The organism is Rhodococcus sp. NPDC019647 (assembly GCF_044389235.1).
Taxonomy (GTDB): domain Bacteria; phylum Actinomycetota; class Actinomycetes; order Mycobacteriales; family Mycobacteriaceae; genus Rhodococcus_F; species Rhodococcus_F oxybenzonivorans.
Window position 1 is genome coordinate 23804 of sequence record NZ_JBIRXS010000041.1, and the last position, 25932, is coordinate 49735.

The following is a 25932-nucleotide window of genomic DNA, read 5'->3' on the forward strand; positions in this document are numbered from 1 at the left end:
AGTGAGGATCAGCGGGTGATACCGGCTTCACGTGCGAGACGCGCGAGTTCCGCACGGGAGCGGAGGCCGACCTTTTGTTGGATGCGCGAGCGGTAGGTCTCGATGGTGCGTACCGACAGGTTCAGTTTTTTCGCCATCTCCGGATTGGTGTAGCCGAGCGCGACCAGGCGCAAAATTTCCAGTTCGCGTTCGGATAGTGAGGCAACTGCGGCCTCGGCGAGGTTTTGTGGTTGGGATCCACCGTCCACCAAGGCCGCTCCCATGGACGGATCGACGTATCGGGTTCCGGCTGCGACATCGTGGACTGCACGGAGAAGTTCGGCATCGGCTGCTGCTTTGACCAGATATCCGGCGGCGCCGGCCGCGAAAGCCTCTCGTAGGTAGGCGATATCTTCGTGCATCGTCAGTACCAGCACTCTGCTTGCGGGGCTCACAGAGCGGATCCGCTCAATGGCCGTGATCCCGCTCGCGTCGGGCAGGGTCAGGTCCATCACAACGATGTCAGGCTTCTCTGCACGGGCCATGTCGACGGCATCTGCGGCGGTGCCCGTTTCACCTATCACCGTAATGTCTGACGCGTCACCGAGGATGCGTCGAAGTCCGCTGCGCATGATCGTATGGTCGTCGCAGAGGAGTACGCGCAGTTGCTCAGTCAATGGGCACCTCGAGCACAATCGTAGTGCCCTCACCGGGCACTGAATTCAGCTTCAATGTGCCACCGGCGAGTTCTGCGCGCTCAGTCATCCCCCGCAGCCCGAGTCCGAGATGGCTGTCACCCGGGTCGAATCCAACCCCGTCGTCTTCGATGATGACACGCAGACGATCCTCCTGGCGGGCGATGACAACACTGCATTCGGAGGCTTTCGAGTGCCGCGCGACGTTGGTGAGACCTTCCTGCACCACCCGATACGCTGTGGTCTCGACATCCGAGGGCAGTCGATCGCCGTCGTTCAGCTCGACGGCCTCCAGCCTCACCGTCACCGACGGGTTACCTGACGCAGTGACGACCAACCGACGCAGCGCAGCGACCAGGCCGAGGTCGTCGAGAACCGCGGGCCGGAGATCGAAGGCCAGCCGTTGTGCGGTGCGCAGCCCGGTACTGACGAGGTCACGGAGTTCGGACATGTGTTGAAGCAGCGTCGGTCGCAGCCCGCCCTCGAGGTCAGCGGCGCTGTCCTCGATCAGGCGCACTTGCAGCAGCACCGCGGTGAAAGCCTGGCCGATTTCGTCGTGGAGGTCGCGTGCGATGCGTGCGCGCTCGGCCTCTTGGGCGTTGATGACGCGGATGCGTGATTGCCGCTGCAGCAGTTGACGCTCCATGGCGGCGCCGGCGAGTCTCGCGATGAACTCGACCAGTCGTTCCTCCTCTTCTCCGAAGAGTTGCCCAACCTGTGAATGCGAGGCGAGGATACAGCCGGCCACCTCGTCCTGAACGATCACGGGCGCGCACACCAAGGAGCGAATTCCGGCGAGAACGAGGCTGTCGACGACATCGTGTTCGGTGTCGAATGGCTCACTGAGCACTATCGGGCGCTTCGACTCCGCGACCCATCGAGCCACTTCCAGGCCGGCACGCCACTCCGCCGGGGCGTCGGCGGACCAGTCGGCATCCTCGGCGCCGAATCCCACGACGAGGCAGTGGTCGGCGCGCAGCAGTGAGGTCGTGGTCTGTCGCACGGCATCGGTAATGGCCTCAGGTGAGTCGGCCGAGGCAAGGAGCGCGCCAGCCTCCAGCAATGAAGCGAAACGGTCGGCAAGTCCCAGAGTGGGGAGTTTCACCGGATCGGTGAAGGTTTCCGGTTCCGACGTCTCGTCGATTGCCGATGATGCGAGCATCGGTAGTCCGAGTCGGCTGCACTGTCGTCGTGTCTCGGCCAGCTCGGCCCACGCCTCCTGCGCTACGGCCGCCGTCACACTACGGTTCACGAGACGGCGGGCTCTGTGCGACTGGCCCGCCAGGGCGGCGACGAGCGCCGCTTCGCGCAGGGCATGGGGGCGCTCCCCCGGATAGATTCGCGCATGCCGAGTGGCTCTCTGTGCCGAGCGCAGCGCCTGTCGAAGAGCGCGCTTGCGTGGGCCTGGCAATTCGCATCGTTCAGCGAGTTCGCGGTGGAGTGTGGCAAGCCAGGAGTGCACTGGCACCAGGTAGACGCTGCTCGGCCAGGCGTGCCGTGTTTCCAGGGCGGCGTCTTCCAGGTATCGCGCGGCCTCATCAAGGCGGCCCGCGTGACGAAGCCTGAGCGCCTCCGCCTGCGCTGCACCGACGGTCACTTCCAGATCAGACCCGCGCAGGCGCAGCGCTCGCTGCGTCTGTGCGGACGACACCTGACCATTGGTTGCCTTGGCGATCACTTCGAGCGCTGTGACCTCGGCGTTCACATCACCGATTTCGATGGCGAGACGGTGCACCCGTCGGGCTTCCTCGACCGCCTCACGGAATCGGCCCAGGCGGTACAGGCACAGGGCCCGATTCCGCGAAACGAAGTTCACTTCCCACCGGTCGCCATATTGTTCGAGCATCTCCGCAGCGTGCTGCGCTGACTCAGCCGCTTTCCGGTATTCGGCGGCGCCGAGCAGCTGACAGGTCAGCATGCTGGCGGCGTGTCCTTCGCCTCTCGAGTCGCGCCGGGCGTGGCTGAGGGCGAGACTACGGTCGACGTAGAGGCGGCCGCTGCGTGCCAGGAACGGGAAGGTCACAGAAAGTGCACCACCCCACACCCCGTAGGAGTGAGCCAGCTCTGGGTTCTGTGGGCACCGCTCTGCGACGTTCACCTGGCGCAACATGAGCCACAGCGCGTCGATGCGGCGGTTGTGAAACCATCGCGGATATTGCAGCTGGGTGTACAGGTGCGATCTCAATAGCTGTCGTTCGGTCGTCTGGGCCCGTGGGGAATGTCGCCTACTCAGTCCGCCCGTCATGATTCGGCGAAGGATTTCCCATAGCAACGCGACGACGACCATGACCGTCCCAGTGGGAATCCGCTCACCGAGGACCCGCAGCCCGGCCTCGCTGTGGCGTACCGAGGCTTCCAAATCATCGGTGCGGAACAACACCTCCCCGAGCTGCCCTTCAAGTCGGGCGATGTCGGTCTCATTGCTGGTGAGCGAGAGCGCGAGCTCGAACCGTTCGGCGGCCTCGGTGTAGCGGCCACGCAGAGTGAGAATCTGGCCCAGGGCCTCCGCGATCTCCGATCGCATTCCCGCGTCATGGTGTGGGGCGCCGCGCTCGGCGATCCGATATTGACGCTCGGCCAATTCCAGATCATGGCGGGCGCGGGCGGAGGATGCAGATTCCATGGCATAGCCCAGCGCCCGCATCGGTTCCCCGGCTGCGTCGTAGTGGTAGGCGAGTTCGAATGCACGCGAGGGCTCGGTCGACTCGATTTGCTCGGCTGCTCGGCGATGAAGCTCCGCGCGTTCGGTGGCGGTGAGGTCGACGATCAAGCTTTCCCGTAACCGATCGTGCACGAAGCTGCACACGCCGGGTCCGTCCCACCACACCAGATGCCGCTCGACTGCCTGCCGCACGATGGCCGATACTTCTGCGGGCGTGTGGTCTTCTCCGCTGGCAGCCAACCGCGCCGCTAGCCGTAAGTCGAACGATCTCCCCAGCACTGCACCGGCTGCGAGAAGCCGTCGGGTGGCGGGGGCCAGGAGTGCGATGCGTTGGGCGAGGATCGCTGCCGCTTCCCGTGAGGCTTGCCATCCGCCCGGGCCAGGAGTGAAGCGCCACCCATGTCGGTCGGCGCGCAGGGTTCCGGACTCCGCCAGCCCACGCAGTACTGCCGAAACCATGAAGGCGTTGCCGCCGGAGAGCTCGACAACGGCGCGGATCGCTTCGTCCGGTACGACGCCGGCCATCGACGCGACGATCTTGCTGATCTGCTCGGTGTCCAATCTGGGTAGAAGCACTCGCTCCGCCGCGGACAGGCCTGCCACGAGCTGGGGGGTCGCGCCCTCGTCAGGACGCACAGCGAGGACGACGAGCACGTGCGCCGGCTCTGCCGTGTCGTCATAGGTTTGCTCACACCAGGCTTGGAGTACCTGCAGGGTCAGTTCGTCGATCCATTGGCAATCGTCGAGTGCGACCACCGCCGGTCGATGTGCCGAACCCAGTGCATTGAGCAGATCCACCAGCGCTGTCACAGTGCGGACACGGGCTTGCGCCTCCGAGACCATGGGAGGGTTCGAGGGGCCGGGCAGGACATCAGCGAGTTCCGGTAGCGCTTGGCACAAGGGGCCCACGGCGTCTCCGAGCCGATCGACGATCCGTGGGATGTCGTTCCGGTTACCGGCGATGCCGGTAACAACGCCCGCGAGCACCTGGAGCGGATGCTGGGCGGCCAGTTCGATGCCCTGCCCACGCAACACCCAGGCGCCCTCGGATGCGGCTCTGCGACAGAATTCGTCGAGAACTCGCGACTTACCTCCACCGGATTCAGCTTCGAGGATGATCAGCCGGCTCGCGCCTGCCCCGGCATCGGCGATGCCCCGGTGCAAAGTTGCCAGCTCCGTCTCCCGCCCGGTCAGCGCCGGTTCGGTCAGGGTCTGGCGCCAGTCGCGGGAACCGACGACGATGTCGGGTTCGAGAACACCACGACCGAGTGCTTGGCTCAACGCGACGATGTCGGCGAGCGCCGCCTCCGCCGAGTGGTATCGGTCTTCCGGGTCCTTGTAGGTGAGCCTACGAAGTATTTCCTCCAGCGCCTGCGGGGCCCGTACGCCGATCGATCGGAGCGGCGGCAAGGGCTCGGAAAGGTGTTGCCGCAGCAGATCCCGCACTCCGGATGCGTCAAATGGGGGCCGCCCGGTGAGACATTCGAACAACGCGATTCCGACGGAATAGAGGTCCGCGCGGCCGTCGACGCTCCGGTCGAGAATCCCCGTGAGTTCGGGGGCCATATACCGGAGAGTGCGGGCGGACTGGTCACCGTGGGCCTGAGTGGGGAACGGGGTGGAGGTGACAGCGAGATCGACGATCGTGATGGACTGCAGCGGGCCGGGGTGGTTGACGATCACGTTTTCGGGTTTGACGTCGCGGTGTGTGAGCCCCTGCCCGTGGAGACAAGACAGCGCGGTCAAAACGCCGCGACCCGCCGCAAGGGTGTCGGTGAGACCGAGGGGTCCGTTGGTGAGGCACTCCCGCAACGAGATTCCCTCGATATAGGGCCGGACGGTGTGGATCCGCCCGTTAGAAACCTCTATGTCGAGCGGTACGGCGACGCCAGGACAGTGCACCGTCGGCAATGTCGCGGCTTGACGCTCGCTGGGCATCCTGGTAGCGATCGAGGCCATGTCAGCATCGGCGGTTTTCAGTATCACTTTTGCGCCGGTGTGGTGCTGCACCGCGAGGTGTGTCTCGCTGGTAGGGGTCCGTTTGAGGACTTGGAGTATCGCGTAATTCGACCACTCATCGGCCGAGGTGGAGGTGTGCTGCATGGTTCCTCCTCCAGTGGGACGCGACTCGCGGACAGGAGTAAAAGCCTACGTGTCACCGTCGGCACCGTTGTCCGTGTTTTCCCCGGACGTTGTCCGCATCTTTAACCGTAGTGCCCCCGGTTGGCCAGGCAAGTGATGTGCATCACCCTTGATGCAGGCCAGGTGCAGTCCCCCGATCAACCACCGCCCACCACGGCGGCTGCACACCGATCCACTCGGTACACGATCCGACTCCGTCTCCTACGGCGGAATGGACTACAAGGACGTCAAGGAGAGCCTGCGGCTGATCTCCGAAGAAGTCATCCCCGAGGTGAACCGGCGCATCAACGATGCAAACAACCGCAAGGGCCGCCGCCGTCACCGTCTGACCCAGTTCCCCGAAAGGACCCCCACCATGCCCGACACGTCGGCGTATTGGAACCCGCAGCGCGAGCTCCGTGACCCGGTAGAACGCGAGGCAGCCTCACTCGCCCAGTTGCAGAAGCAACTTGCGCGGGCGTACACGCTGCCGTTCTACAAGCGTCACTGGGACGCCCACGGATTCCACCCGGACCAGGTGCGCAGCTTCGATGACTTCACGAAGCGTTGTCCGATCATCACGAAGAAGATGTTGGTAGCTGACCAGGCCGAGCACCCGCCGTTCGGTTCATACCTGGGCATCGATCGGTCGGACATTTGGCACATCCATGGCTCGAGCGGCACTTCAGGCACTCCGACGATGTACGGGGTCGCCAAGCAGGACTGGGACCAGGCACGGGAGATCTTCGCGATGACGCACTGGGCGTCTGGTGTGCGACCGAACGACATCGTGCATTTCGCGTTTCCCTTCGGCCTGTTCTTCGGCGGGTGGGCGATGCTGTACGCCGCCGAATCGTTGGGGGCCACGGTGCTTCCGATGGGTGCCGCGGACACCCGTCGGCACATCGAGATGATCTACAAGATGGGTTGCACCGTCATCGAGGGAACCCCCTCGTATCTGTTGCACATGGCCGAAGTCGCCCAGGACCTCGGTTACGACACGGCGGCGTCGCCCCTGCGGGTCTTCCTCTCCGGCGGAGAGCCTGGAGGGTCGATCCCGTCGACACGACAGAAGTTGCTCGATACCTGGGGTCTGAAGACGGTCTGTGACGCCGGCACCACCTCGGAGATGTTCCCCTTCGTCACCAACGCCGAGTGTGACCAGATGAACGGCACACACGTCTACAACGACGAGGTATGGACTGAAATCGTTCATCCGGACGATCCGGCGAATCTTGTACCGGAGGGCGAGGTCGGCAACATTGTCTATACCCACCTGTGGCGGATTTCGCAGCCGATGATCCGGTTCGCGTCCAACGACCGAAGCTTCATGACTTCCGAACCCTGCGCATGCGGGAGAACCTATCCGCGGATGCCTCGCGGACTACTCGGACGGGCCGACGACATGCTGGTGATCCGCGGCGCGAACGTCTTCCCATCGGGGATCGAACATGCTCTGCGTGGGGTCGACGGACTCGGTCTCGAATTCCGAATCCGCGTCTTCCGTAGGGGGAACTTGGACGAGATTGCGGTAGAGGCCGAGCTGTCTCCCGACTTCCTCGGCAGCGCTGAGGACCGGGAACGGGTGCGACGGCGAGCCGCCGACGAGCTCAAGACCCGGTGCCTCATCAGAATTCCGGTCACTCTCGTCGAACCAGGCACCTTCGAGCGCGCTGTGCTCAAGGCCCGTCGGGTCATCGATGAGCGCCCCGAGGCGGTGGCACGATGACCGCCGCGACACCCGAGATCGATCTCATGGGAGAGGAAGCGATCCGGGATCCCTACAGCGCGTTCGCCCCGCTGCGCAGCGATAACCCCGTCGTGTGGAATCCGCAATACCGATCATGGGTGATCACCCGCCATCGGGATGTGTCGGCCGCACTGCGCGATGATCGCTTCTCCTCCGACCGCATTGCGCCCTTCATCGAGCGCAAGCTGGCCGACCCGGGCACCGACCCCTTGATCCGCCAGGCGTTCGAGGTACTGCGGCACTGGATGGTTTTCCAGGACGAGCCGAGCCATATGCGGCTGCGCAGCCTGGTTCGCAAAGCATTCACTCCGCGCTCCGTGCAGCGAATGCAGGAGAGGGTGGCCGAACTGTCCACCGACCTGCTGAGCAAGATTTCGGCTGACGACGAGTTCGACCTCATCGCCGAATTCGCCTATCCCCTTCCTGCCATCGTCATCGCCGAAATGCTCGGGGTGCCGCCCGAGGACCGAGACACGTTCAAGCACTGGACCGATGAGATCGCGCCGTTGGTGTCGGCCGGGCTCGACGATCCGGACCGGTACGCCCGGGCGGCCGCGGCGATGGACGCCCTCATCGAGTACTTCGGGGATCTGCTGCGTCGCTACGAAGCCGAACCGGCCGACAATCTCATCTCGGGACTAATCGAATCTCGTGACGAAGGCGACGCCCTGACGCAAGCAGAGGTCGTCGCTACCTGCACCCTGCTGCTGTTCGGTGGCCACGAAACTACCGCGAACCTGATCGCCAACTCCATGCTCGCGCTGCTCCAGCATCCCGACCAACTGGCGGCGCTGCGCGACGGAAAGGTCGATACACGCCTGGCAGTCGAAGAGCTCCTGCGGTTCGACGGACCCGGCAAGGCCGTCGTGCGAGTGATGAGGGAAGACACCGAATTCGGCGGCCAACTCCTCCGCAAGGGTCAACGTGTATTCCTCGTGCTGGCTGCGGCGAATCACGACCCCGAGGTATTCGACGATCCGGACGTGCTGCGCCTTGATCGGGCGAACAACACCCATGTCGCCTTCGGGTTCGGCGCCCACACGTGCCTGGGGTCGGCGCTCGCGCGGCTCGAGGCGAGTGTCGCGGTCCCGATTCTGCTGACGGGGCTCCCCGGAGTTCGCCTCGCCGAACGGCCTTTGCGTTGGCAACAGGTGTTCCTGACCCGCGGGCTGCAGGAACTGTGGTTGCGCGCAGACGGAATCACACCGTGACTTCCCTGACGACGGCACCCCTGCCGCGGACCGACGGGCCGAGTGGTTTCTTCTGGACCTCCGGCTCCGACGGGACGCTGCGGGTGCTGCGCTGCGACGGATGCACCCGGCTGGTGCATCCGTCGGCGGAGTTCTGCCCGGACTGTGGAGCCGGCGACCTCGCCGTCGCCTCCGTGTCCGGACAGGGCTCTGTCATCGCATGCACTCTCGACCGGCACGAGTTCTCATCGGACTTTCCACCGCCGTATGTCGTGGCCGTCGTCGCACTCGCGGAAGACCCGCGGGTGCGGGTGACCACGAACATTGTCGGCTGCGCACCGGAAGAGGTCACGGTTGGACTCGCTGTCCAAGCACGGTTCGTGCAGAAGGGCGACGTGTGGTTACCGGTGTTCGAGCCGTCCGTCGAGTCCACACCTCCCGTGAAGTTGCAAGCCCCCTCGGTTGCAGTGAGACCACCGGCCAGCATCGACCGGTTCGAACATCGGGTAGCGCTGACCGGTGTCGGAAGATCGGAATTCGGTCGGCGACTGGCACGCACACCGCTGTCACTCTCGGTGGAGGCCTGCCGCACCGCAATCGCGGATGCCGGCCTGACCGCCGCCGATATCGACGGCATCTGCGCCTACCCGGGGACCGCCGGCCTTCCGGGCGTATCCGAGGGAGGTGTGCGGGGCCTGGAGCAGGCCCTGGCATTGCACCCGAGTTGGCATTGCGGTGCCGCGGAGGTCCCCGGGCAGGCCGGGACCGTCATCGCCGCCATGCTTGCAGTCGCGGCCGGTTTGTGCCGGCACGTGCTCTGTGTGACCGCGGTGAGCACCACAGCGGTGCCGCGGCTGGATGCGACCCGTGATCGGATCGGCGGGGAAGGACAGTGGCGGCTGCCCTTCGGCGCCATCACCCCGGCGCACTGGATTGCACTGTATGCCTCGCAGTACATGGCGCGATACGGCGTCGACCGTGAGGCACTGGGCTGGCTGGCGATCTCCGCGCGCAGGCACGCCGCCCGCAATCCTGCCGCTCTCAATCGCACCGCCCTGGACATGGACAGTTACCTGGCCGCGCGAACCATCACCACACCCTTCGGATTGTTCGATTGCGACATCCCCTGTGACGGTGCGGTTGCGGTCATCGTGTCAGCGGCCGACGCCGCCGGTGATCTGCGGCATTCGCCGGTGCGGGTGGAGGCCGTCGGAACCCAACTGGCTGAGCCGCAGTCGTGGGATCAGGGCACCATGACCCATCAGCCCAACCTCTTCGGCCCGGCGGCACACCTGTGGAGCCGCACCAACCTGCGACCCACCGACGTCGATGTCGCGTTGCTCTATGACGGATTCACCTTCAACGCCTTGAGTTGGCTGGAGGCGCTCGGTTTCTGTGGCGTCGGCGAAGCGGGTGACTTCGTTGCCGGAGCGGCCCGCATCGGGCCCGGAGGCGAGTTGCCGCTCAACCCGCACGGTGGGCAGCTCACCGCGGGGCGCAGCAACGGTTTCGACCACCTCGCCGAGGCCGTTCTGCAACTACAAGGACGTGCCGGCGCGCGGCAAGTACCCGGCGCCGAGGTTGCCGTCGCCACTTCCGGTGGGGGAATTCCCGCCGGCTGTCTACTACTGACCACCGACCACTGAGACACGGGAGTACACAATGATCGGCCCCGCTGACGACCTGATGATTCACCAAACCCACGAGCCGGTGCGTTTCGCCGGTACGAGTGACCGGCGCTTTTACGACCGGCACTTTCTCACCGGCCACTCCAACGACGGTGAGGTGTTCTTCATGCTGGGTATGGGTGTCTACCCCAACCTCGGCGTCATCGACACCTTCGCCTCGGTCGCCGTGGGTGACACGCAGTGGACCACCCGCGCCTCGCGGGAGCTCGGGGTCGACAGGCTCGATTCCACTTCGGTCGGTCCGGTCGACCTCGAAGTGCTCGAGGGTTTGCGCAGGTTGCGGTTTCGGGTAGCACCAGGAGAAGCCGTCTCCCTGGATCTCGAGTGGAACGGTGCGGTTCCCGCATTCGAGGAGCCGCCGCTGTTCTCCCGCGTCGCGGGCCGGGTGCTCGAGCAGGGCACCCGTCTGATTCAGAGCGGACGGTGGACGGGCCAGATCACGGTCGCCGGACGACGATTCGATGTCCAACCGGACACGTGGTGGGGTGCCCGTGACCGCTCCTGGGGGGTGCGGTCGATTGGCCTCGAGCGTGAACCCAAGGGCATCGCGCAGGCCCATGGATTGTCCGCACAGAGACCGCCGTTGTGGATTTGGTCGCCGATGCAGTTCGAGGAACGCACCGTCCACCTCATCGTGTCCGAGCATGCCTCCGGTGAGCGGGAGATCGAGACAGTCCGGCAGGTGCCGACGTTCACCGCGGGCGGATCCGTGCTCGAGCTTTCCGGGCCGGAACACGAACTGAAGTTCGACGCCAATCGGGAACTGCTCGATGGGTCGTCGATCTCGTTCCTCGAGGCCGACGGCACCCGACGCCAGGTCAACCTCGAACCTCTGCGGCGTGCATACCTGCGGGCCGGTACCGGATACGGTGGGCCGGACCCGTGGCGGCACGGCGCCTACATGGGGCAGAACTGGGTCGACTCGGTGTCCTACGACCTCTCCGACGAGTCCGTCACTGCGCGTATCGGTCCCACCCATGTGCTGTGCCGGATGACCACGGACACAGGTGAGATCGGGTATGGGACGTTCGAAACTCAGATCTTCGGCGCCTTTCCACGCTACGGATTCACCTCATGACTGCCGCTGCCACGCTGCACGCGACGGCGAGCATCGATTTGGGCGCCGCCCTGAGCAAGTACATCGGCGACCGCCGGGGGCGACCGGTTTCCGTGGACGGTCTGCGCCGCCTGGCGGGTGGCACCTTGCACGAGACGTGGGCTTTCGACGTGCACGACTCGGAAACCGGGACCGAAGCCTTCGTGCTGCGCCGTGAGTTCGACAATGCGACCCTCGATGGGAATTTGCGCACGGAATTCGATCTGCTCTGTGACCTCGCGGCGCGTGGAATTCCGGTACCCCGGCCATTCTGGTGTGAGGTGAACGACTCGCCCCTCGGCCTGCCGTTCATGATTCTCGAACGCATCGACGGAACCGACCTCCGGAAAGCCCTCGCGGGCAAAGGCCGCGCGCCCGACCGCGTGGTGCTCGGACACGAACTCGTCCGACTCCAGGCGCAACTGCATGCCGTCCCGGCCCCGGACTCGGTCGGCGAGGAATCGTCCCCCTCGACCGAGGTGGAGCGGTGGGCCACCACAATCGCCGAGGCCACCTCCGATCCCGGTCCATTGATCACCGCGGCGCTGGCATGGTTGCGGGCCCACGCTCCCGCAGCCGATCGCATCGGTGTTGTGCACGGCGATTTCAAGGCCAACAACCTGCTGTTCGGGTCCGACGGACGCGTCACCGTGCTCGACTGGGAGCTCGCCCACCTCGGTGACCCGCTCGAGGATTTGGCCTGGACCATGCTGTGGACCACCAACTTCGACCTCGTGGGCGGGCTGCTCTCCGAGAACGAGTACATCCGGGCCTACGCGGTCGCGAGCGGTCACGCGGTCGACCCCGAGCGCCTGGCCTTCTGGCGCCTGCACGCGTTGGTCAAGCTCGCGGCGATTTTCCTCTCCGGTGCGGTCGTCCCCGAGGATGGGTCCCCGGTCCGGCCGACGCTTCTTCTGCTCGGCCGCGCGGTGGTCCACCTCGAGCACGCAATCGCCCAATGCTTGCGCGCGAACCTCACCGAGGAGGCGTCATGACCGACACCCGTTGCAACACCGTGCCGTCCACCCGCCGAGTGCCCACCACTGGGTTGGACACCCTCGCACAGATACGCCTGTTCCTTACCGCCGAGGTGGCCCCAGTGGTGCCCGCCGAACTGGTCGGTGAGGTGCGGGCGGTGGTGAAGCTGCTGCACACTGTCGAGACCGAGCTCAGTTGTCGGCACGAGCTGCTCCGCGCTGAAGTGGACGAGCTGCTCACCCTGAGTGCAGCGGCCTTGGCACAAGTGCCGGAGGAAAACCTCGCAGGTGAGCTGGCCGAGCTGCGCCGCGGGGCCGACGCCGGAAGCGACCGGCTTACGAAATTGGAACAGCTGCACCACGACGTGACGGCACTGTCGGCGCAACTTCTCACTTCGCTGCAGGGAAAGCTCGACAAGCCCGCTGCCGCTGCCGTGCTCGACGAACTTTATGCCGCACTGGGCCGACACGCCGAGGCGCGCGTGAACTGGCAGGCGGTCTTTCCTGTGACTGCCGCGACCCCCTCGACGGAAGGAACCACACCATGACCATCCTCACCGAGCCCCGGTTGCTCGTGAACGGCGAACTCGTCGCCACCGGCGCCACTCTCACCGTGGAGAATCCCGCCACCGGGGAGTCCGCGGGACAATGTCCCGTCGCCTCTCGTGCGCTTCTCGACGATGCCGTCGACGCCGCTCTGCGGGCCGGCAGCACCTGGGCAGCCGACTGGAGCACGCGCAGCCGCGCACTGGAGGCCATCGCACACACCCTCACCGATAACGCCGAAACTCTTGCGCACACACTGTCCCTCGAGATCGGACTGCCGCTGAAGGACGCAAAGTTCGAGGTTGCCGCCGCCGCCGCATTCGCGCGGCACCGTGCCGCAACCCCGCTCCCGGTCGACATCATTCACGACGACGCACGTCAGTCCGTCCGCGTGCACCGTGCACCCATCGGCGTCGTCGCCGCGATCATCCCCTGGAACGCTCCCGTGATGATCGCCGTCGAAAAGCTCTCGTGTGCTCTCGCGGCGGGCAACACGATCGTCATCAAGCCCTCCCCCCTCGCACCACTCACACTGCTGCAGCTCGCCAGCCTGCTCAGGGAGGTGTTGCCGGCTGGGGTACTCAACGTCGTCGTCGGCGACGACGAGCTGGGCGCCGCCCTGGTGACCCACCCCGGCGTCGGCATGGTCTCGTTCACCGGAAGCACCGCAGCGGGGCGGCAGATCATGGCTGCGGCCGCGCCGCGGCTGCGGCGGCTCTCGCTCGAGCTCGGAGGCAACGACGCAGCGATCGTTCTCCCGGACGTCGATGTCGACAAGGTCGCGTCAAAGATCTTCGCGGGGGCCTTCTACCGCACTGGGCAGGTCTGTGCGGCGATCAAACGACTGTACGTCCACACCGACGTCCTCGAGCCCTTGACGGCGGCGCTGGCGCGGGTAGCCCAGGCGACCACCCTCGGTGACCCGTTCGACCCGGCCACGACGATGGGTCCCCTCGCGAACCGGGCACAGTTCGAACGGGTGCGGACGCTCGTCGAAACTGCCCTCGCCTCGGGCGGCACCGCAGTGACCGGGGGTGCTCCCCTACCCGGACCGGGTCTGTTCTACCCGCCGACGCTCGTCACCGGCCTCAACCCGGACGCCGCCCTGGTGGCGGAGGAGCAATTCGGTCCCGCCCTGCCAATTATCCCCTTCGGCCACGTCGATGAGGCCGTCGACGCCGCGAACTCGACGGACTTCGGGCTCGGCGCGTCGGTGTGGACCTCCGATATCGCGGCCGGCACCGAGATCGCTGCTCGCCTCGACGCCGGATCGGCATGGGTGAACCGGCACGGAATCGTCTCACCCGAGGTGCCGTTCGGCGGCACCAAGCAGAGCGGGGTGGGCCGGGCCAACGCAGCCGTCGGCCTCGACCAGTACTGCGAGCTGCGCACGGTCAGCGTCGCACTTCCCCGCACCAACTGACACATCCCACGAGAGGACATCAATCATGGAAAAACTGCTTGACGGAGGAACCTTCTTCGAAGGCCCGCGGTGGCACGAGGGAGCCTGGTACACCTCCGACCTCTACACCCACCGTGTGCTGCGGGTCGACACCGATGGCACCGCCAACGAGATGGGCTATGCCCCCAATCAGCCCTCCGGTATCGGTTGGCTGCCCGACGGCACCATGCTCGTGGTCTCAATGAAGGACTCGCGTGTGCTGCGCCGCGATCCCGACGGCACCCTCCAACTGCACGGTGACCTCGCGCCACACACAGTCGGCTACGCCAACGACATGGTCGTCGATCAACGCGGACGCGCCTTCGTCGGAACATTCGGGTTCGACCTGTTCGGAGGTGGAACCCCCGAACCAGGCGCAATCTCCCGGGTCGATCCCGACGGCACGGTCACCGTCGTCGCCGAAGACCTGCGCTTTCCCAACGGAATGGTCGTCACCCCCGACGGTAAGACCCTGATCGTCGCCGAGACCTTCGGAGGCCGGTTCACCGCGTTCACTATCGGTGAGAACGGTGCCCTGCACGATCGGCGAGTGTGGGGACAAGTCGGCAAGGAACCGTCGTACGAGTCAATCGAAACCCTCGTGCAGACCGACTTCGCGCCCGATGGGTGCGCTCTCGACGCCGAGGGACATATCTGGGTCGCGGACGCACTGTATGGCCGGGCAGTACGCGTGGCACCCGGAGGGGCGATCGTGGACGAGGTGAAGGCACCTAACGGACTGGGGCTGTATTCCTGCACGCTCGGCGGCCCCGATGGCCGCACCTTGCTGGTGTGCACTGCACCCAGCTTCGCCGAGGAGGAACGCAAAGCCGCCAAGGAATCCGAACTCTACACCCACACGGTGGACGTGCCCCGCGCCGACGGCCGACCCTGAGACACCAAGAGCGTTGCCGGATCTCCGCCGCACCCCTCAACCCGTTGCGGGGTGCGGCGGGTCCAGCTCACCTGCGGCACACCTTGTCGACACTCTGTCGTACACCCACCGCAAGGTTGATGGCGAGAAAACCAGCTACGAGTGGCCCACCCGGACGAATTCGCACGAGCGTTGAAATGAGAACATGATGCTCACCAATATTTTCCCGAACCATCCGAGTCCCTGGGAGACTCCCGAACAGCACGAATTCCGGCTGCATGCACGTGAATTCGTAGCCCGCGAGGTGACAGACAATCAGAGTCGCTGGGCGCAGCAACATCAGATTGACCGCGAGGTATGGAAGAAGCTGGGCGATGCCGGCCTGCTCTGTCCCTCCGTTCCCGAGGAATTCGGTGGACTGGGAGGGAATTTCGGGCACGAGGCGATTGTGCAGCAGGAGCTCGTATTCGGACTCGACACCTCGATCGCACACTCGGTCCACTCGGCGATCGTCGCGCACTACATCCTCGCCTACGGAAGTGAGGACCAGAAACGCCGATGGCTACCACAAATGGCGTCGGGTGACCTGATCGGAGCGATCGCGATGACCGAGCCCACCACGGGCTCTGACCTGCAAGGGATCAAGACCACTGCACGCCGCGACGGAGCCGATTACGTCATCAACGGCTCGAAGACCTTCATCACCAACGGCTCGCACTGTGACTTGTTGATCATCGTCGCAAAGACAGACCCGAGTCAGAGCGCAAAAGGCATTTCACTCATCGTCGCCGAAACAGCCAACCTGCCTGGATTCGAGCGCGGACGCGTCCTCGAGAAGATCGGCGGGAATGGACAGGACACGCGTGAACTCGCATTCGTCGACATGCATGTCCCTGCCGGGAACCTGCTGGGGGACCGCGAGGGCGCCGGGTTCTCTCAACTGATGAATCAACTGGGCCAAGAACGCTTGATCATCGGCGTAATGGCCGCCGCGGCAGCGCAAACAGCCGTCGCTCTGGCCACCGACTATGCCCGCGAACGGAAAGCTTTCGGCAAACCGATCATCGAATTCCAGAACACTCGATTCGTTCTCGCAGAATGCAAAACCGACGCATTCGTCGGGAAAACCTTCATCGACTACTGTATCGACGATCACATCAAGCGTGGCCTCGATTCAGCCACCGCCTCGATGGCCAAGCTGTGGTGCTCGGAGAAACAGGTCGAAGTCATTGACCGCTGCCTGCAAATATTCGGTGGATACGGATTCGTCATGGAATACCCCATCGCTCAGCTCTACGCTGCGGCGCGGGTGCAAAAAATTTACGGCGGCACCAACGAGATCATGAAAGAACTCATCGGACGCTCACTCTGACATCGCTCGATTCCGATTTTACAACTCCGCATAGACGCTGAAGGAAAGAAAATGAGCAATCATATCTATCGCTCCATCGAAATCGTCGGCTCGTCACCCGACAACGCCGACGCAGCACTACGGAACGCCATCGCCCGCGCTCACGAAACGGTACGGAACCTGGAATGGTTCGAGGTGATCGGCACGCGAGGACACATCGAGAACGGCGCCGTCGCGCACTTCCAAGTATCGCTGAAAATCGGTTTCCGGGTAGAGGACGGCGACACCATCTAACTTCCCGTACGCCAGCGACGTGCTGCCGATCAGAACAATGTTGTCACTGGTGACACTCGTCGATTAACTGCCTCCCGATAGAAACGGTGATTTCAGTGGTAAATGCCGACAGCGCAATTGATCCACGCCACTTCAGGAACGTCCTGGGCAACTTCCCGACCGGAGTTGTCGCGATCACGTCGACAGACGAGCGCGACAAACCGGTCGGGATGGCAGTGGGGTCGTTCACATCGGTCTCCCTGGATCCCCCCTTGGTCGCATTCTTCCCCGATAAAGTGTCGACCACATTCCCGACAGTCGAACGCTCCGGACGCTTTTGCGTGAGCATCCTCAACGCACAACAGCAAGATGTGTGTCGGAGTCTCTCCCTGAAGGGAGTCGACAAGTTCGCGAACATCTCCTGGACTCCCGCAGGCAGCGGTGCACCGCGGATCGATGGCGCGATCGGGTGGATCGACTGCGACATCGACACCGTCCACGACGCCGGGGATCATTACATCGTCGTCGGACGCGTCAGGGACCTACAGATCGAGACGGATCATTCACCGCTCATCTTCTTCCAGGGCGGGTACGGGCGATTCGCCTCGACGTCGTTGACTGCGCCGGCGGAGGCAGACCTCTTTCAACAATTGCGCTATGTGGATCGAATTCGTGACGAGATGAGCACCGTCGCCAACGAGTTCGAAGGCGAGTGCTGCGCTTCCACCGCGATCGGTGACCAGTTGGTACTGATCGGAAGTAGTGTGGCGGACCGGCTCCGGACAGCCCCCCACACCCGACTCGGCCAGCGCATGCCGTTCTTGCCACCGCTGGCTGTCCCATTGATCGCCTGGGAGGACCCTTCGAAGGTGGCAAGGTGGATGTCCTCATCGCGTGACGTCCTGGACCAGGGAGCGCTGGCATCGGCCGTCGATCGGGTGCGCGACCGCGGATGGTCACTGGTGCTCGAGAGCGACAAGCAACGACGATTCGAACGCGCTGTCGCGGCATTACCGTTGCGGGACGCCAGCCGAGAGCAGACCCTCGAGCTGACTGCGGCAACCAAATCCCTCATCCTCGATGACTACGAGCCCGCCCATATTCATCCAGACCGCGAATACGACGTCAGAGTGATGAGCGTTCCGGTATTCGACAACTGTGGCTCAGCGGTGCTGCTGCTGAGCTTGTACAAACTGGGTCGACCGCTATCGGGAGCCGAGATCTACGATTGCTGCGCTCGGCTCGTAACTGTTGCCGCATCAGCGACGGCCGCGATCGGCGGAGCACCTCCTCCATGAGGACTGTTTTGCAGATCGGTCACGTGGACGCGAGTGCCTGAACGCGGTGCACGACACATCGGTCTACCTGATCGGAAATCGTGGCCCGTTTCAGTGGCTTGATTCGTGGGCTTGTAACGCCTGTCCTCCCTACCCCCTTAACTAGAAGGAAAAGCAACAATGTCTGAGGAGCACGAACTCGAGCTCGTGGTGACGAGCCATCGGGAGATTGCCGACCAAGTGGCGCAGCTGGTCTTGCAGCGACCGGACGGTGGTGAGCTGCCGAAGTGGACACCCGGGGCACACCTCGATCTGATCATGGAGCCGGGACTGGTGCGACAGTACTCACTTTGCGGTGAACCGACCGATCTGACGCGGTACAAGATCGCCGTACTCCGCGAGCCGAAAAGCCGCGGTGGTTCCCGATACGTGCATGACCACCTCGGTGATGGGGCAGTCGTGCATATGCGAGGACCGCGCAACCACTTCGAGTTGGATCCTTCCCCCCGCTACCTGTTCATCGGCGGTGGCATCGGGATTACCCCACTGGTACCGATGGTTGCTCAGGCGGTTGCTGACGGCGCCGCCGTGCGTATCGAATACGGTGGACGCAGCCGGGGATCGATGGCCTACCTGCAGGAGCTCGAGTCCGAATACCCTGACCGCCTGACAGTTCATCCGCAGGATGAGGTTGGAATGATCGATCTCGACTCCCTGCTGAAGGTTCCGCAGCCGGACACACTCATCTACTGCTGTGGGCCGGAAGCACTTCTGCAGGCGGTCGAGGAGCGCTGCTCGGCCTGGCCGGGAGGAGCGTTGCACCTCGAGCGCTTCTCTCCCAAGGAGCTCGGTGACCCAGTGCGCACCGAATCCTTCGACCTCGTACTCGAGCGCACGGGGAAAACGGTGACCGTCCCACCGGACAAGTCAGTGCTCGAGATGCTCGACGAGGCCGGCGTCTTCACGGTGTCGTCATGCCAGGAGGGCACGTGCGGCACTTGCGAAGCGGTTGTCCTCGAAGGCGAGGTCGACCATCGCGACAGTCTGCTCACTCCAGCCGAGCAGGCGGCGAATGAGGTTATGTACCCGTGTGTCTCACGCGCAAAGAGTGCCAGACTGGTGCTCGATCTCTAAGGGTTCTGACTAGCGTACCGGTCGTCGCGGCTGTGCACTCGAGCATGCTGAGTCTCCCGGCAACTTCGTAGGGCCCGAACTCGTTCGGACCCCCGACGGCCGCATCAGTTCTTTGGGCTCATTTTCGGCTCTGTCCCTCCGGGAAAGGAATGATTGTGCTCACCAACGAAGAATGCACACTGGTCCAAACCGCCTTGGCGTGGGAACCATACGGGGGACCGACAGAAGAGGATCTATTCGTCAATTTCGGTTTGTCGACGGAGAAGTTCTACGAACGGATACGTGTCATCCTCAGCCGTGACCGTAATGGCCGCCATCTCGGAACAAGCGTTCATCAAACTCTGGTCGCGATGTGTCGACTGCACGACGAGTCGGCTCTCCGACGCCGGAGCGATCCGATCTCCCTATCCTGAGTTTCTTGCCCGGCGTGACAAGCGGAATCTCAGATTGTCGGGGCGATCTCTGCCTACCGCGGTCCAATGCGTACCGGTTCGGTGTCGCACTGGTATTTACCCGAATGCGGCCGTTCACACGGGTCAATCGTATAGTTACAGCTCACTATTGATCTTCGTCCTGGCGGCTTCACGGCATTCACGGTTGCCCCGGAAGCAGACGAACGAACAACGCGTCAGCGTCAGCCAGCAGCTCGTCACCATCGAGGAGTCCGCCGGTGATCCACGTTTTGCGGCCCTCGATCCGGTCGATCGACACCTCCGCCCTCAGCGGTCGGTGTAGTGGCGTGACTTTTCGGTAGTTCACTTTCAAGAATGCAGTGCGCGACACGCCCTGTCCGTTGTTGCGCATGAACTTTCCCATCAAGTCGTCGAAGAGCAACGAGATGATACCGCCGTGGACGGCGGCGTTTCCGCCCAAGTGCGCATCGGTGAACTCGACACCGACGGCCATGTAGCGTTTACTCAGCTCCTGAACGGAAAACGGGATCAGCATCGGGCTTCCTCTGCCCGCCATCTCATTTCGCTGCGAATAGCGCTCCTGTTCGGGCACCTTGTGCTGAGCCAATAGTCCGGTCACAGACTCCATCTCGCGGCTCAACCGTTCCATCAGGCCAACGGGCGGCGCCGCTGCGGACAGGGCAGCCTGTAGCTCACGGAAAGTTCCCAAGAGCTCACCGAACTCGCGATCTCCGTGGTGGTCGTCGGTCGGAGTATACCCCGGCGGGTCGCCGGGTCGCTGCGGCGTCGGTTGACCGCTCGCTGCTGTCGATTTCGGCAAGGACGCTCCTTTGTTCACATCCCATGCTCATCGACGGGTGAACTATTGGGTGGCAGTATTGTGCAGTGAGACGCGAAATGGGATAGATCCGAACAGTATTCGAATGTCTTCAACTCAAACGTCTATCGCTGACCGCGCCTTGATGGTACCGTCGACCTCGACATACAGTCAATCCTGACCGAATGACATTGCGTCGCCCTCAGTCGTGAGAAAACGAGCAGTGCATCCGTCGTCATCGTCGACACCTTCAATTCCCCGAAAGGAGGTTGGCGTTGATGATCGTCGTGAGGTCAGGGAGGGGCGTTGTGTCGTGAAGAAATCGACAAACAGCATCGGCGCGACCAGACCAAGGCTCATCGTCACGACGAAGATCAACGGCCTTGCCTTACAAATTCGGACGTAACGCCTACTTCAACGCTGAGTCGAACAAAGTACGGCACCTACGAAGCAACGTACTACACCTACGAACTGAAGGAACATTCGAATGAGCACTGTTACCGAGTTCACCGCGGATGATCGTCGTATTCCGACGTTGCTCGGCGTGATCTGTCCGGCGGCATTGTGGCTGGGTCTGCTGGGACCTGCCTGGGCGTACGTTCCGGCCAATGCGCCAGCGAACGCCCCAGCGATGGACCTAACCTTCGCCGGATTGGCGGCTGCGAGCGTCGGAAGCCCGTCCTTCATTCAGACGACGTACTTCAACTGGCTCGGCTGGGTCTTCGCAGCGGCCTCCACTGTGCTCGCGATCGCCACGGTGCGCACCGGTACGCGGGTCCTCAGTGGCATATGCGTGTTAGCCGGAGTCTTCCAAACGGTTGTCACCGTGTTGGCGATGAAAGGGCCACTCTCATGGTCGGTGCTCATGTCAGGAATCGGTAACACTCGGCTCGGCGCCGCGTTGATATTCGTGGGGTACATCGCCTTGATCGTGATCGGAGTCCTCGGCCTGGGTGCTGCCGCGTCGGCCCGCGAGTCACAAGCCCGGGTGATGGCCAGAGTGTAATCAGTCCCCGTCCCAATTCGCCAGCACGGTGAGTGGCCACGCGACCAACGTGCACCCCTCAATCGGCACAGGTTGGTAGCGTCGGCGTCACTCGGAGATGGCGAATAATGGGTTAGCGGCATGGGTGCGATCTGATCGATTGTCTGAAGGACTCGCTACGCCCGTGGATTTCCAGCGGCGCTGAGGCGCAACCTGTCTGAGTTCCAGGTTCCGCGGATCATTCGAACCTCGAATTCGCGGATCCGACGGCGCCACCCGAACCCATGGCCCGCGTACACGTACCGATCCCACGCTCACCCCGCGGCCGGAAACCTTCACACCAGCTCTCCAACTGGCCCTCCGCCAAAGTTTCTCATCCGGAATGGAGCACTCCATGAGTACAACTGCAAATGCCGTTCGGGCCGATGAACCGTCCTTACGAAGGAGAGCCTTCTTCGGCGCAATCTCCGGAAACGGCCTCGAGTGGTACGACTTCGCAATCTACGGTTATCTCGCGCCACAGATCGGTGCAGTTTTCTTCCCTAACTCCGCCCCAACCATCCAGCTTCTGAGCAGCTTCGCGGTATTCGGCATCAGCTTCTTCGCCCGCCCTATTGGCGGACTGGTTTTCGGCCCGCTGGCTGATCGCATCGGCCGCACCAAGGTTTTGGTGATCGTTCTGTCCTTGATGTCCGTGTCCACTGTCATCATCGGACTATTACCCGGTTACAGCACACTGGGCTTCTGGGCCCCCGCACTACTCGTTGCCTGCCGTCTTGTGCAAGGTTTCTCCGTAGGCGGCGAATACGGCAGCGTCAGTAGCTTCCTGGCCGAGTTCTCAGGTCCCGGCCGCCGAGGATTCGGTACCAGCTGGATGGCCTTCTCATGCCTTGCAGGATTCCTCCTCGGCAGTATCGTCGCCACCGGTCTCAACACGGCCCTCGGCGACAGCGCGATGCTCGACTGGGGTTGGCGCATCCCCTTCCTCATCGCTGCACCGTTCGGCGCGATCGCTCTCTACATCCGTCTGAAGATCGAGGAGACGCCCGAGTTCACCCTGATTTCTGAGCGCGGCGACGCATCCAAGGCACCACTGCGTGAAGCTGCCGCTTGACGAAAACCATAGACCTCCGATCTTGTTATCGGGTCAAGCGGCTGCGGGCTCTGGCGTTGTTCCGTGACAGGGAAATGCTTTGGTCGCGTCGTACTTCTGATCGGTTTGCAGGCACTGATAGAGCTGACCGAGCATGCGGTTGAACAGATGCCGGAGTACAGCCGCGTGGCGATCACCATGTTCGCGCCGGGCAAGGTAGTGCGCGCGGGCCGAACCTTCCCGGCCGGCGGCGACGAATGCCCAGACGAACCCGACCGCGGCGAGACGGTCCCCGGCCCGGGAGAGCATGTCGAAAAGTCGATCCCCGACCGGGGTGGACTGCCGAAGTGCGGCGTACAGGATGGCACGCGATTGGCCACCGACCACCACCGGTACCGCGATGATGGTTCGTAGTCCTTCGTTGATGACCGGGCGGTCGTAGTCGTGGGTGATGGTCTGTGCGCTCGCGTAATCCTCCACCCATTGAGGCCGCAGCTGGGTCATCGCGCGCCCGCCGAGGCCCAACCTCGGCGAAACCAGCAGGCCGCGCAGTCCGGCTGTTCTGGTGCCGAGTGTCTCGGAGATCTGCAGGGTTCCCACTGAGACGGGGCCGCCGAATATCACAGCGGGTGTCGCGAATCCCGCTGCGATGACGCGAAGCTCGGCGCGCAAGGTATCGTCATCGCGCGGTCGGAGCAATCGCGCGAAACCTTCTACATCTGAACCCTTCATCACCGTGATTCCTCCGGGCGGGCGCCCCATGACTCCGCAATACGAAAAAGTAGTGGTCAGACACCGGCGGAACGAGAAACTCCCCCGCCACACTGCACCTCCCCGGGGAATCGATCATCGACTCGATCAGTGCCGGACACTCCTCAGCGACGCTGAGGAGTGATGGTTCGTGCCCTCCCGGCGTTGCACATATTCATGGGGCCGCGGTGTTCGCCAGCGCTGTTTTCTCGATCGCCTTCTCCGCAGCTCGCCTCTTCTTCTCCGGGGTGGAGAGTTTCGGGTCCGGGGCGATGCGTTCCTGTGTGAACATGATGGTCTTCATCGTCTTCATCACCGCCCACTGGGCGAATTTGCTCGGGTACGGCAGACGGTGCACCCGGTGCGCGGAGTCGTCGAGCAGGGCGAGGATGATCGTGCGGCCCAGGCCTTTCAGTGGCCCCTTGAACCAGCGTTCGTCGAACTGTTGCAGGAGGTGCTCGCAGGCGAGGGCACCTTCCTCGGAGTGCTCCCACGGCAGGTTCTCGTAGTAGTCCAGGTGGTCGAGCATTCCCTGGAAGGTGGTGGGGAAACCGGTGATGTCCCCGTTCTCGCTGATGAAGAACTTCGCGATTTCATTCCAGTACTTCTGACACGCGATCTGCTGGTTCTCGGTGTATCCCGGGAGGCCGATACGCAGCCGCAGCCGGTGCATGTCGGCGCCGATCCAGCACATCGTGTACACGAATTCGTCGTTGTTCGCGAAGTGACCGGGCATCTGCCGGGCGTATTTCATGTGCAGGTTGTTGACCTGGCGGATCGACTGCTGGGTCCGCAGGTCCGAGGGGCCGAACTCGAACCACTTCCAGAAGTGGTTCATGGTGTCGGTCTCGCGTTTCTGATGTTCGAGGATCACTTTTCCGTGGCCACCGCGGGAGATGGTCTGCCCGCCGGACGGGGCGAGCATGAAATGCGGGAAGCCGGTGGAATAGAGGATGTTCATCGTGAAGTCGTTCACGTAGTAGCACGTGGAGAGCTTCCAGATCTCTTCGTAGTCCACCTGAGGATCGAGTTCCTCGATCCTCGCGGCGATCCACTTGTAACCGTGCTTGGCGCTCATGGGGATGTCCATTTCTGCGGAGGAGTGGGGAAGATCAGAACGGGTAGGTCGCGAGAGTGCTCTGCGCGGTGACCCATTGGGTTTCGGTGTAGGCGTCGAGGTTTGCGGCGATGCTGCCGGCGCGGGACCCGGTGCCGGAGGCGCCCACCCCACCGAACGGGCTCACGGCCTCGTCGGAGACGGTCTGGTCGTTGATGTGGACCAGACCGGACGGGATGCGGTCGGCGAGCTCGAGCGCGGCGAGACCGTCACCGGACAAGATGCCGAGGGAGAGTCCGTATTCGCTGGTCGTTGCCAACGACACTGCCTCGTCGAGGGTGTCGAAGGTGACGATCGGGGCAACGGGACCGAAGACCTCGTCCTGGTAGGCGGGCGCGGTGAGCGGGGTTTCGGCGAGAACGGTGGGCCGGTAGAACAACTCGTCGTAGGTTCCGCCGGCGGCCAGCCGGGCACCGGCCTCGATGCTGGCGGTGACCAGTGAATGCACCCGGTCGCGCTGCCCGGCGTCGATGATCGGTCCGAGAGCGACCTGACCGGTCTTCGGGTCGCCGACCGGCAGTTTGTCGGCGTGTTCGGCGAGGGCGGCGGTGTAGTCGGCGGCGATCCGGGCGTCGACCAGGTGGCGTCCGGTGGCCATGCAGATCTGGCCCTGGTGCATGAAGGACCCGAACGCGCCGATCGAGGCGGCCTTGTCGATGTCGACGTCGCCGGTGACGATCAGGGCCGAGTTTCCACCGAGTTCGAGGTGGGCGCGTTTGAGGTGCCGGCCGGCGAGCTCCCCGACCGCGCGACCGGCACGGGTGGAGCCGGTGAACGCGATCACCCGCACCCGGGGGTCGGTGACGACGGCCTCGCCGACCTCGGCTCCGCCGGGCAGCATCGACAGCACCCCGGCGGGCAGGCCTGCCTCTTCGAAGACGCGGGCCAGGGCGACGCCGCCGCAGACGGCGGTGCGCGGGTCCGGCTTGAGGATCACCGCGTTCCCGAGCGCCAACGCCGGGGCGACGGCCCGGATAGACAGGATGATCGGGAAGTTGAACGGTGCGATCACGCCGACCACACCAGCCGGTACCCGGCGGGAGAAGCTCAGCCGAGGTTGTCCCGAGCGCAGCACCTCACCGACCGGATGCGAGGCCAGTGCCGCCGCCTCGTAGCACTCTTCGGCCGCGGTACGGGTTTCCAGGTCCGCCTTCGCCTGGATGCCGCCGCTTTCGCGGACCACCCACTCGCCGATTTCGTCGGCGTGGGCGGTGAACAGATCCCCGGCGCGGCGCAATACCGCGGCGCGTTCGGTGTAAGGCAGTGCGGCCCAGGCGCGCTGAGCGTCGACCGCGGCCTTGGCGGCCGCGTCCACATCGGGTACCGAGGCACGTCCGACACGCCCCAACTCGTCGCCCGTGGCCGGCTCGACGACGCTGTACTCGCCGCCTCCACCGGCGATCCAGTCTCCGGTGAAGACCTTCGCCCGCCACAACCCCTCGCCCAGCAACGCCATCTCCGCCATTCCTTTCCATTGCGACCTGCGGGAATACGCCCGCCGCCTGTTCGCTTGTCACCTAGGGATCGGCCCTGACCGATCCGTAGGATGTGACTCACGACACTATGGAGTGGGAGGTGGTGCGGGCCATGACGGAGAAAGCGCAGATTCATGACGCTGCGCGCACAGCCCTGGACTCCGGGGGAAGTGTGCAGCTCAGCACCCGCGCACTCGGCACCGCGGAGGGGAAAACCATCTGGACGAC

Annotated in this window: 20 protein-coding genes; 14 read left to right on the plus strand and 6 right to left on the minus strand. The window is 63.9% G+C overall.

Features of this window, described 5'->3' with window-relative positions; genetic code table 11:
• Positions 1 to 8: 8 nt before the first annotated feature.
• Together ACH49N_RS36005 and ACH49N_RS36010 are read right to left on the minus strand one after the other, a co-directional pair.
• Entirely contained in the window at positions 9 to 689 is a 681-nt protein-coding gene (locus tag ACH49N_RS36005; protein ID WP_358277650.1) for a response regulator transcription factor, read from the minus strand.
• Positions 649 to 5439 (minus strand): AAA family ATPase, encoded by a 4791-nt coding sequence (locus tag ACH49N_RS36010; RefSeq protein ID WP_358277651.1) that lies wholly within the window; start codon positions 5437 to 5439, stop codon positions 649 to 651. The genes ACH49N_RS36005 and ACH49N_RS36010 overlap by 41 nt, the downstream gene beginning before the upstream one ends.
• A 250-nt stretch (positions 5440 to 5689) precedes the next feature.
• Here ACH49N_RS36010 and ACH49N_RS36015 point away from each other — a divergent pair, with 250 nt between their 5' ends.
• From ACH49N_RS36015 to ACH49N_RS36070, 12 genes are all read left to right on the plus strand, one after another.
• Complete coding sequence (locus ACH49N_RS36015; RefSeq protein ID WP_397505073.1) at positions 5690 to 7186, plus strand: phenylacetate--CoA ligase family protein; 1497 nt, start codon at positions 5690 to 5692, stop codon at positions 7184 to 7186.
• Complete coding sequence (locus ACH49N_RS36020) at positions 7183 to 8418, plus strand: cytochrome P450 (RefSeq protein WP_358277655.1); 1236 nt, start codon at positions 7183 to 7185, stop codon at positions 8416 to 8418. The genes ACH49N_RS36015 and ACH49N_RS36020 overlap by 4 nt, the downstream gene beginning before the upstream one ends.
• Complete coding sequence (locus ACH49N_RS36025; RefSeq protein ID WP_358277657.1) at positions 8415 to 10043, plus strand: thiolase C-terminal domain-containing protein; 1629 nt, start codon at positions 8415 to 8417, stop codon at positions 10041 to 10043. The genes ACH49N_RS36020 and ACH49N_RS36025 overlap by 4 nt, the downstream gene beginning before the upstream one ends.
• Before the next feature lie 16 nt (positions 10044 to 10059).
• Positions 10060 to 11163, plus strand: coding sequence for a hypothetical protein (locus tag ACH49N_RS36030; RefSeq protein ID WP_358277659.1), 1104 nt, complete (start codon positions 10060 to 10062; stop codon positions 11161 to 11163).
• On the plus strand, positions 11160 to 12176 hold the full coding sequence (locus tag ACH49N_RS36035) for a phosphotransferase family protein (protein ID WP_358277660.1): 1017 nt from the start codon (positions 11160 to 11162) through the stop codon (positions 12174 to 12176). The genes ACH49N_RS36030 and ACH49N_RS36035 overlap by 4 nt, the downstream gene beginning before the upstream one ends.
• Positions 12173 to 12706, plus strand: coding sequence for a hypothetical protein (locus tag ACH49N_RS36040; protein WP_358277662.1), 534 nt, complete (start codon positions 12173 to 12175; stop codon positions 12704 to 12706). The genes ACH49N_RS36035 and ACH49N_RS36040 overlap by 4 nt, the downstream gene beginning before the upstream one ends.
• Positions 12703 to 14127: an aldehyde dehydrogenase family protein gene (locus tag ACH49N_RS36045; RefSeq protein ID WP_358277664.1), complete on the plus strand. Its 1425-nt coding sequence runs from the start codon at positions 12703 to 12705 to the stop codon at positions 14125 to 14127. Before ACH49N_RS36040 ends, ACH49N_RS36045 begins: the two co-directional genes overlap by 4 nt.
• Before the next feature lie 25 nt (positions 14128 to 14152).
• Complete coding sequence (locus tag ACH49N_RS36050) at positions 14153 to 15040, plus strand: SMP-30/gluconolactonase/LRE family protein (RefSeq protein WP_358277666.1); 888 nt, start codon at positions 14153 to 14155, stop codon at positions 15038 to 15040.
• Positions 15041 to 15227: 187 nt separating this feature from the next.
• Complete coding sequence (locus ACH49N_RS36055) at positions 15228 to 16391, plus strand: acyl-CoA dehydrogenase family protein (protein ID WP_358277686.1); 1164 nt, start codon at positions 15228 to 15230, stop codon at positions 16389 to 16391.
• A gap of 51 nt (positions 16392 to 16442) precedes the next feature.
• Positions 16443 to 16664: a dodecin gene (locus ACH49N_RS36060; protein WP_358277668.1), complete on the plus strand. Its 222-nt coding sequence runs from the start codon at positions 16443 to 16445 to the stop codon at positions 16662 to 16664.
• A gap of 95 nt (positions 16665 to 16759) precedes the next feature.
• The gene (locus tag ACH49N_RS36065) at positions 16760 to 17941 is read left to right on the plus strand and encodes a flavin reductase (protein WP_358277670.1); all 1182 of its coding nucleotides are present in this window, start codon (positions 16760 to 16762) and stop codon (positions 17939 to 17941) included.
• A gap of 159 nt (positions 17942 to 18100) precedes the next feature.
• Entirely contained in the window at positions 18101 to 19054 is a 954-nt protein-coding gene (locus ACH49N_RS36070; protein WP_358277672.1) for a PDR/VanB family oxidoreductase, read from the plus strand.
• 591 nt (positions 19055 to 19645) lie between these two features.
• On the opposite strand, the gene ACH49N_RS36075 is transcribed toward ACH49N_RS36070, so the two are convergent.
• The gene (locus ACH49N_RS36075; protein ID WP_358277674.1) at positions 19646 to 20287 is read right to left on the minus strand and encodes a PaaI family thioesterase; all 642 of its coding nucleotides are present in this window, start codon (positions 20285 to 20287) and stop codon (positions 19646 to 19648) included.
• Between the two features lie 484 nt (positions 20288 to 20771).
• On the opposite strand from ACH49N_RS36075, the gene ACH49N_RS36080 reads away from it, so the two are divergent.
• Positions 20772 to 21290: a hypothetical protein gene (locus ACH49N_RS36080; protein WP_358277676.1), complete on the plus strand. Its 519-nt coding sequence runs from the start codon at positions 20772 to 20774 to the stop codon at positions 21288 to 21290.
• A gap of 361 nt (positions 21291 to 21651) precedes the next feature.
• Complete coding sequence (locus tag ACH49N_RS36085; RefSeq protein ID WP_397505079.1) at positions 21652 to 22383, plus strand: MFS transporter; 732 nt, start codon at positions 21652 to 21654, stop codon at positions 22381 to 22383.
• Between the two features lie 33 nt (positions 22384 to 22416).
• Here ACH49N_RS36085 and ACH49N_RS36090 read toward each other — a convergent pair whose 3' ends face one another.
• The 3 genes from ACH49N_RS36090 to ACH49N_RS36100 form a co-directional block, all read right to left on the minus strand.
• Positions 22417 to 23094: a GAF domain-containing protein gene (locus tag ACH49N_RS36090; RefSeq protein WP_358277680.1), complete on the minus strand. Its 678-nt coding sequence runs from the start codon at positions 23092 to 23094 to the stop codon at positions 22417 to 22419.
• A gap of 193 nt (positions 23095 to 23287) precedes the next feature.
• Positions 23288 to 24190 (minus strand): hypothetical protein, encoded by a 903-nt coding sequence (locus ACH49N_RS36095; RefSeq protein ID WP_358277682.1) that lies wholly within the window; start codon positions 24188 to 24190, stop codon positions 23288 to 23290.
• A gap of 34 nt (positions 24191 to 24224) precedes the next feature.
• Positions 24225 to 25685, minus strand: a complete 1461-nt coding sequence (locus ACH49N_RS36100; RefSeq protein ID WP_358277684.1) for a benzaldehyde dehydrogenase — start codon at positions 25683 to 25685, stop codon at positions 24225 to 24227.
• Positions 25686 to 25932: the final 247 nt, after the last annotated feature.

Bases quoted from the DNA above. Each gene is read 5' to 3' on its own strand.
- ACH49N_RS36010 (WP_358277651.1), bottom strand. From the start codon at position 5,439: ATGCAGCACACCTCCACCTCGGCCGATGAGTGGTCGAATTACGCGATA.
- ACH49N_RS36015 (WP_397505073.1), top strand. From the start codon at position 5,690: ATGGACTACAAGGACGTCAAGGAGAGCCTGCGGCTGATCTCCGAAGAA.
- ACH49N_RS36020 (WP_358277655.1), top strand. From the start codon at position 7,183: ATGACCGCCGCGACACCCGAGATCGATCTCATGGGAGAGGAAGCGATC.
- ACH49N_RS36030 (WP_358277659.1), top strand. From the start codon at position 10,060: ATGATCGGCCCCGCTGACGACCTGATGATTCACCAAACCCACGAGCCG.
- ACH49N_RS36035 (WP_358277660.1), top strand. From the start codon at position 11,160: ATGACTGCCGCTGCCACGCTGCACGCGACGGCGAGCATCGATTTGGGC.
- ACH49N_RS36040 (WP_358277662.1), top strand. From the start codon at position 12,173: ATGACCGACACCCGTTGCAACACCGTGCCGTCCACCCGCCGAGTGCCC.
- ACH49N_RS36045 (WP_358277664.1), top strand. From the start codon at position 12,703: ATGACCATCCTCACCGAGCCCCGGTTGCTCGTGAACGGCGAACTCGTC.
- ACH49N_RS36050 (WP_358277666.1), top strand. From the start codon at position 14,153: ATGGAAAAACTGCTTGACGGAGGAACCTTCTTCGAAGGCCCGCGGTGG.
- ACH49N_RS36055 (WP_358277686.1), top strand. From the start codon at position 15,228: ATGCTCACCAATATTTTCCCGAACCATCCGAGTCCCTGGGAGACTCCC.
- ACH49N_RS36060 (WP_358277668.1), top strand. From the start codon at position 16,443: ATGAGCAATCATATCTATCGCTCCATCGAAATCGTCGGCTCGTCACCC.
- ACH49N_RS36070 (WP_358277672.1), top strand. From the start codon at position 18,101: ATGTCTGAGGAGCACGAACTCGAGCTCGTGGTGACGAGCCATCGGGAG.
- ACH49N_RS36080 (WP_358277676.1), top strand. From the start codon at position 20,772: ATGAGCACTGTTACCGAGTTCACCGCGGATGATCGTCGTATTCCGACG.
- ACH49N_RS36085 (WP_397505079.1), top strand. From the start codon at position 21,652: ATGGAGCACTCCATGAGTACAACTGCAAATGCCGTTCGGGCCGATGAA.
- ACH49N_RS36090 (WP_358277680.1), bottom strand. From the start codon at position 23,094: ATGAAGGGTTCAGATGTAGAAGGTTTCGCGCGATTGCTCCGACCGCGC.
- ACH49N_RS36095 (WP_358277682.1), bottom strand. From the start codon at position 24,190: ATGAGCGCCAAGCACGGTTACAAGTGGATCGCCGCGAGGATCGAGGAA.
- ACH49N_RS36100 (WP_358277684.1), bottom strand. From the start codon at position 25,685: ATGGCGTTGCTGGGCGAGGGGTTGTGGCGGGCGAAGGTCTTCACCGGA.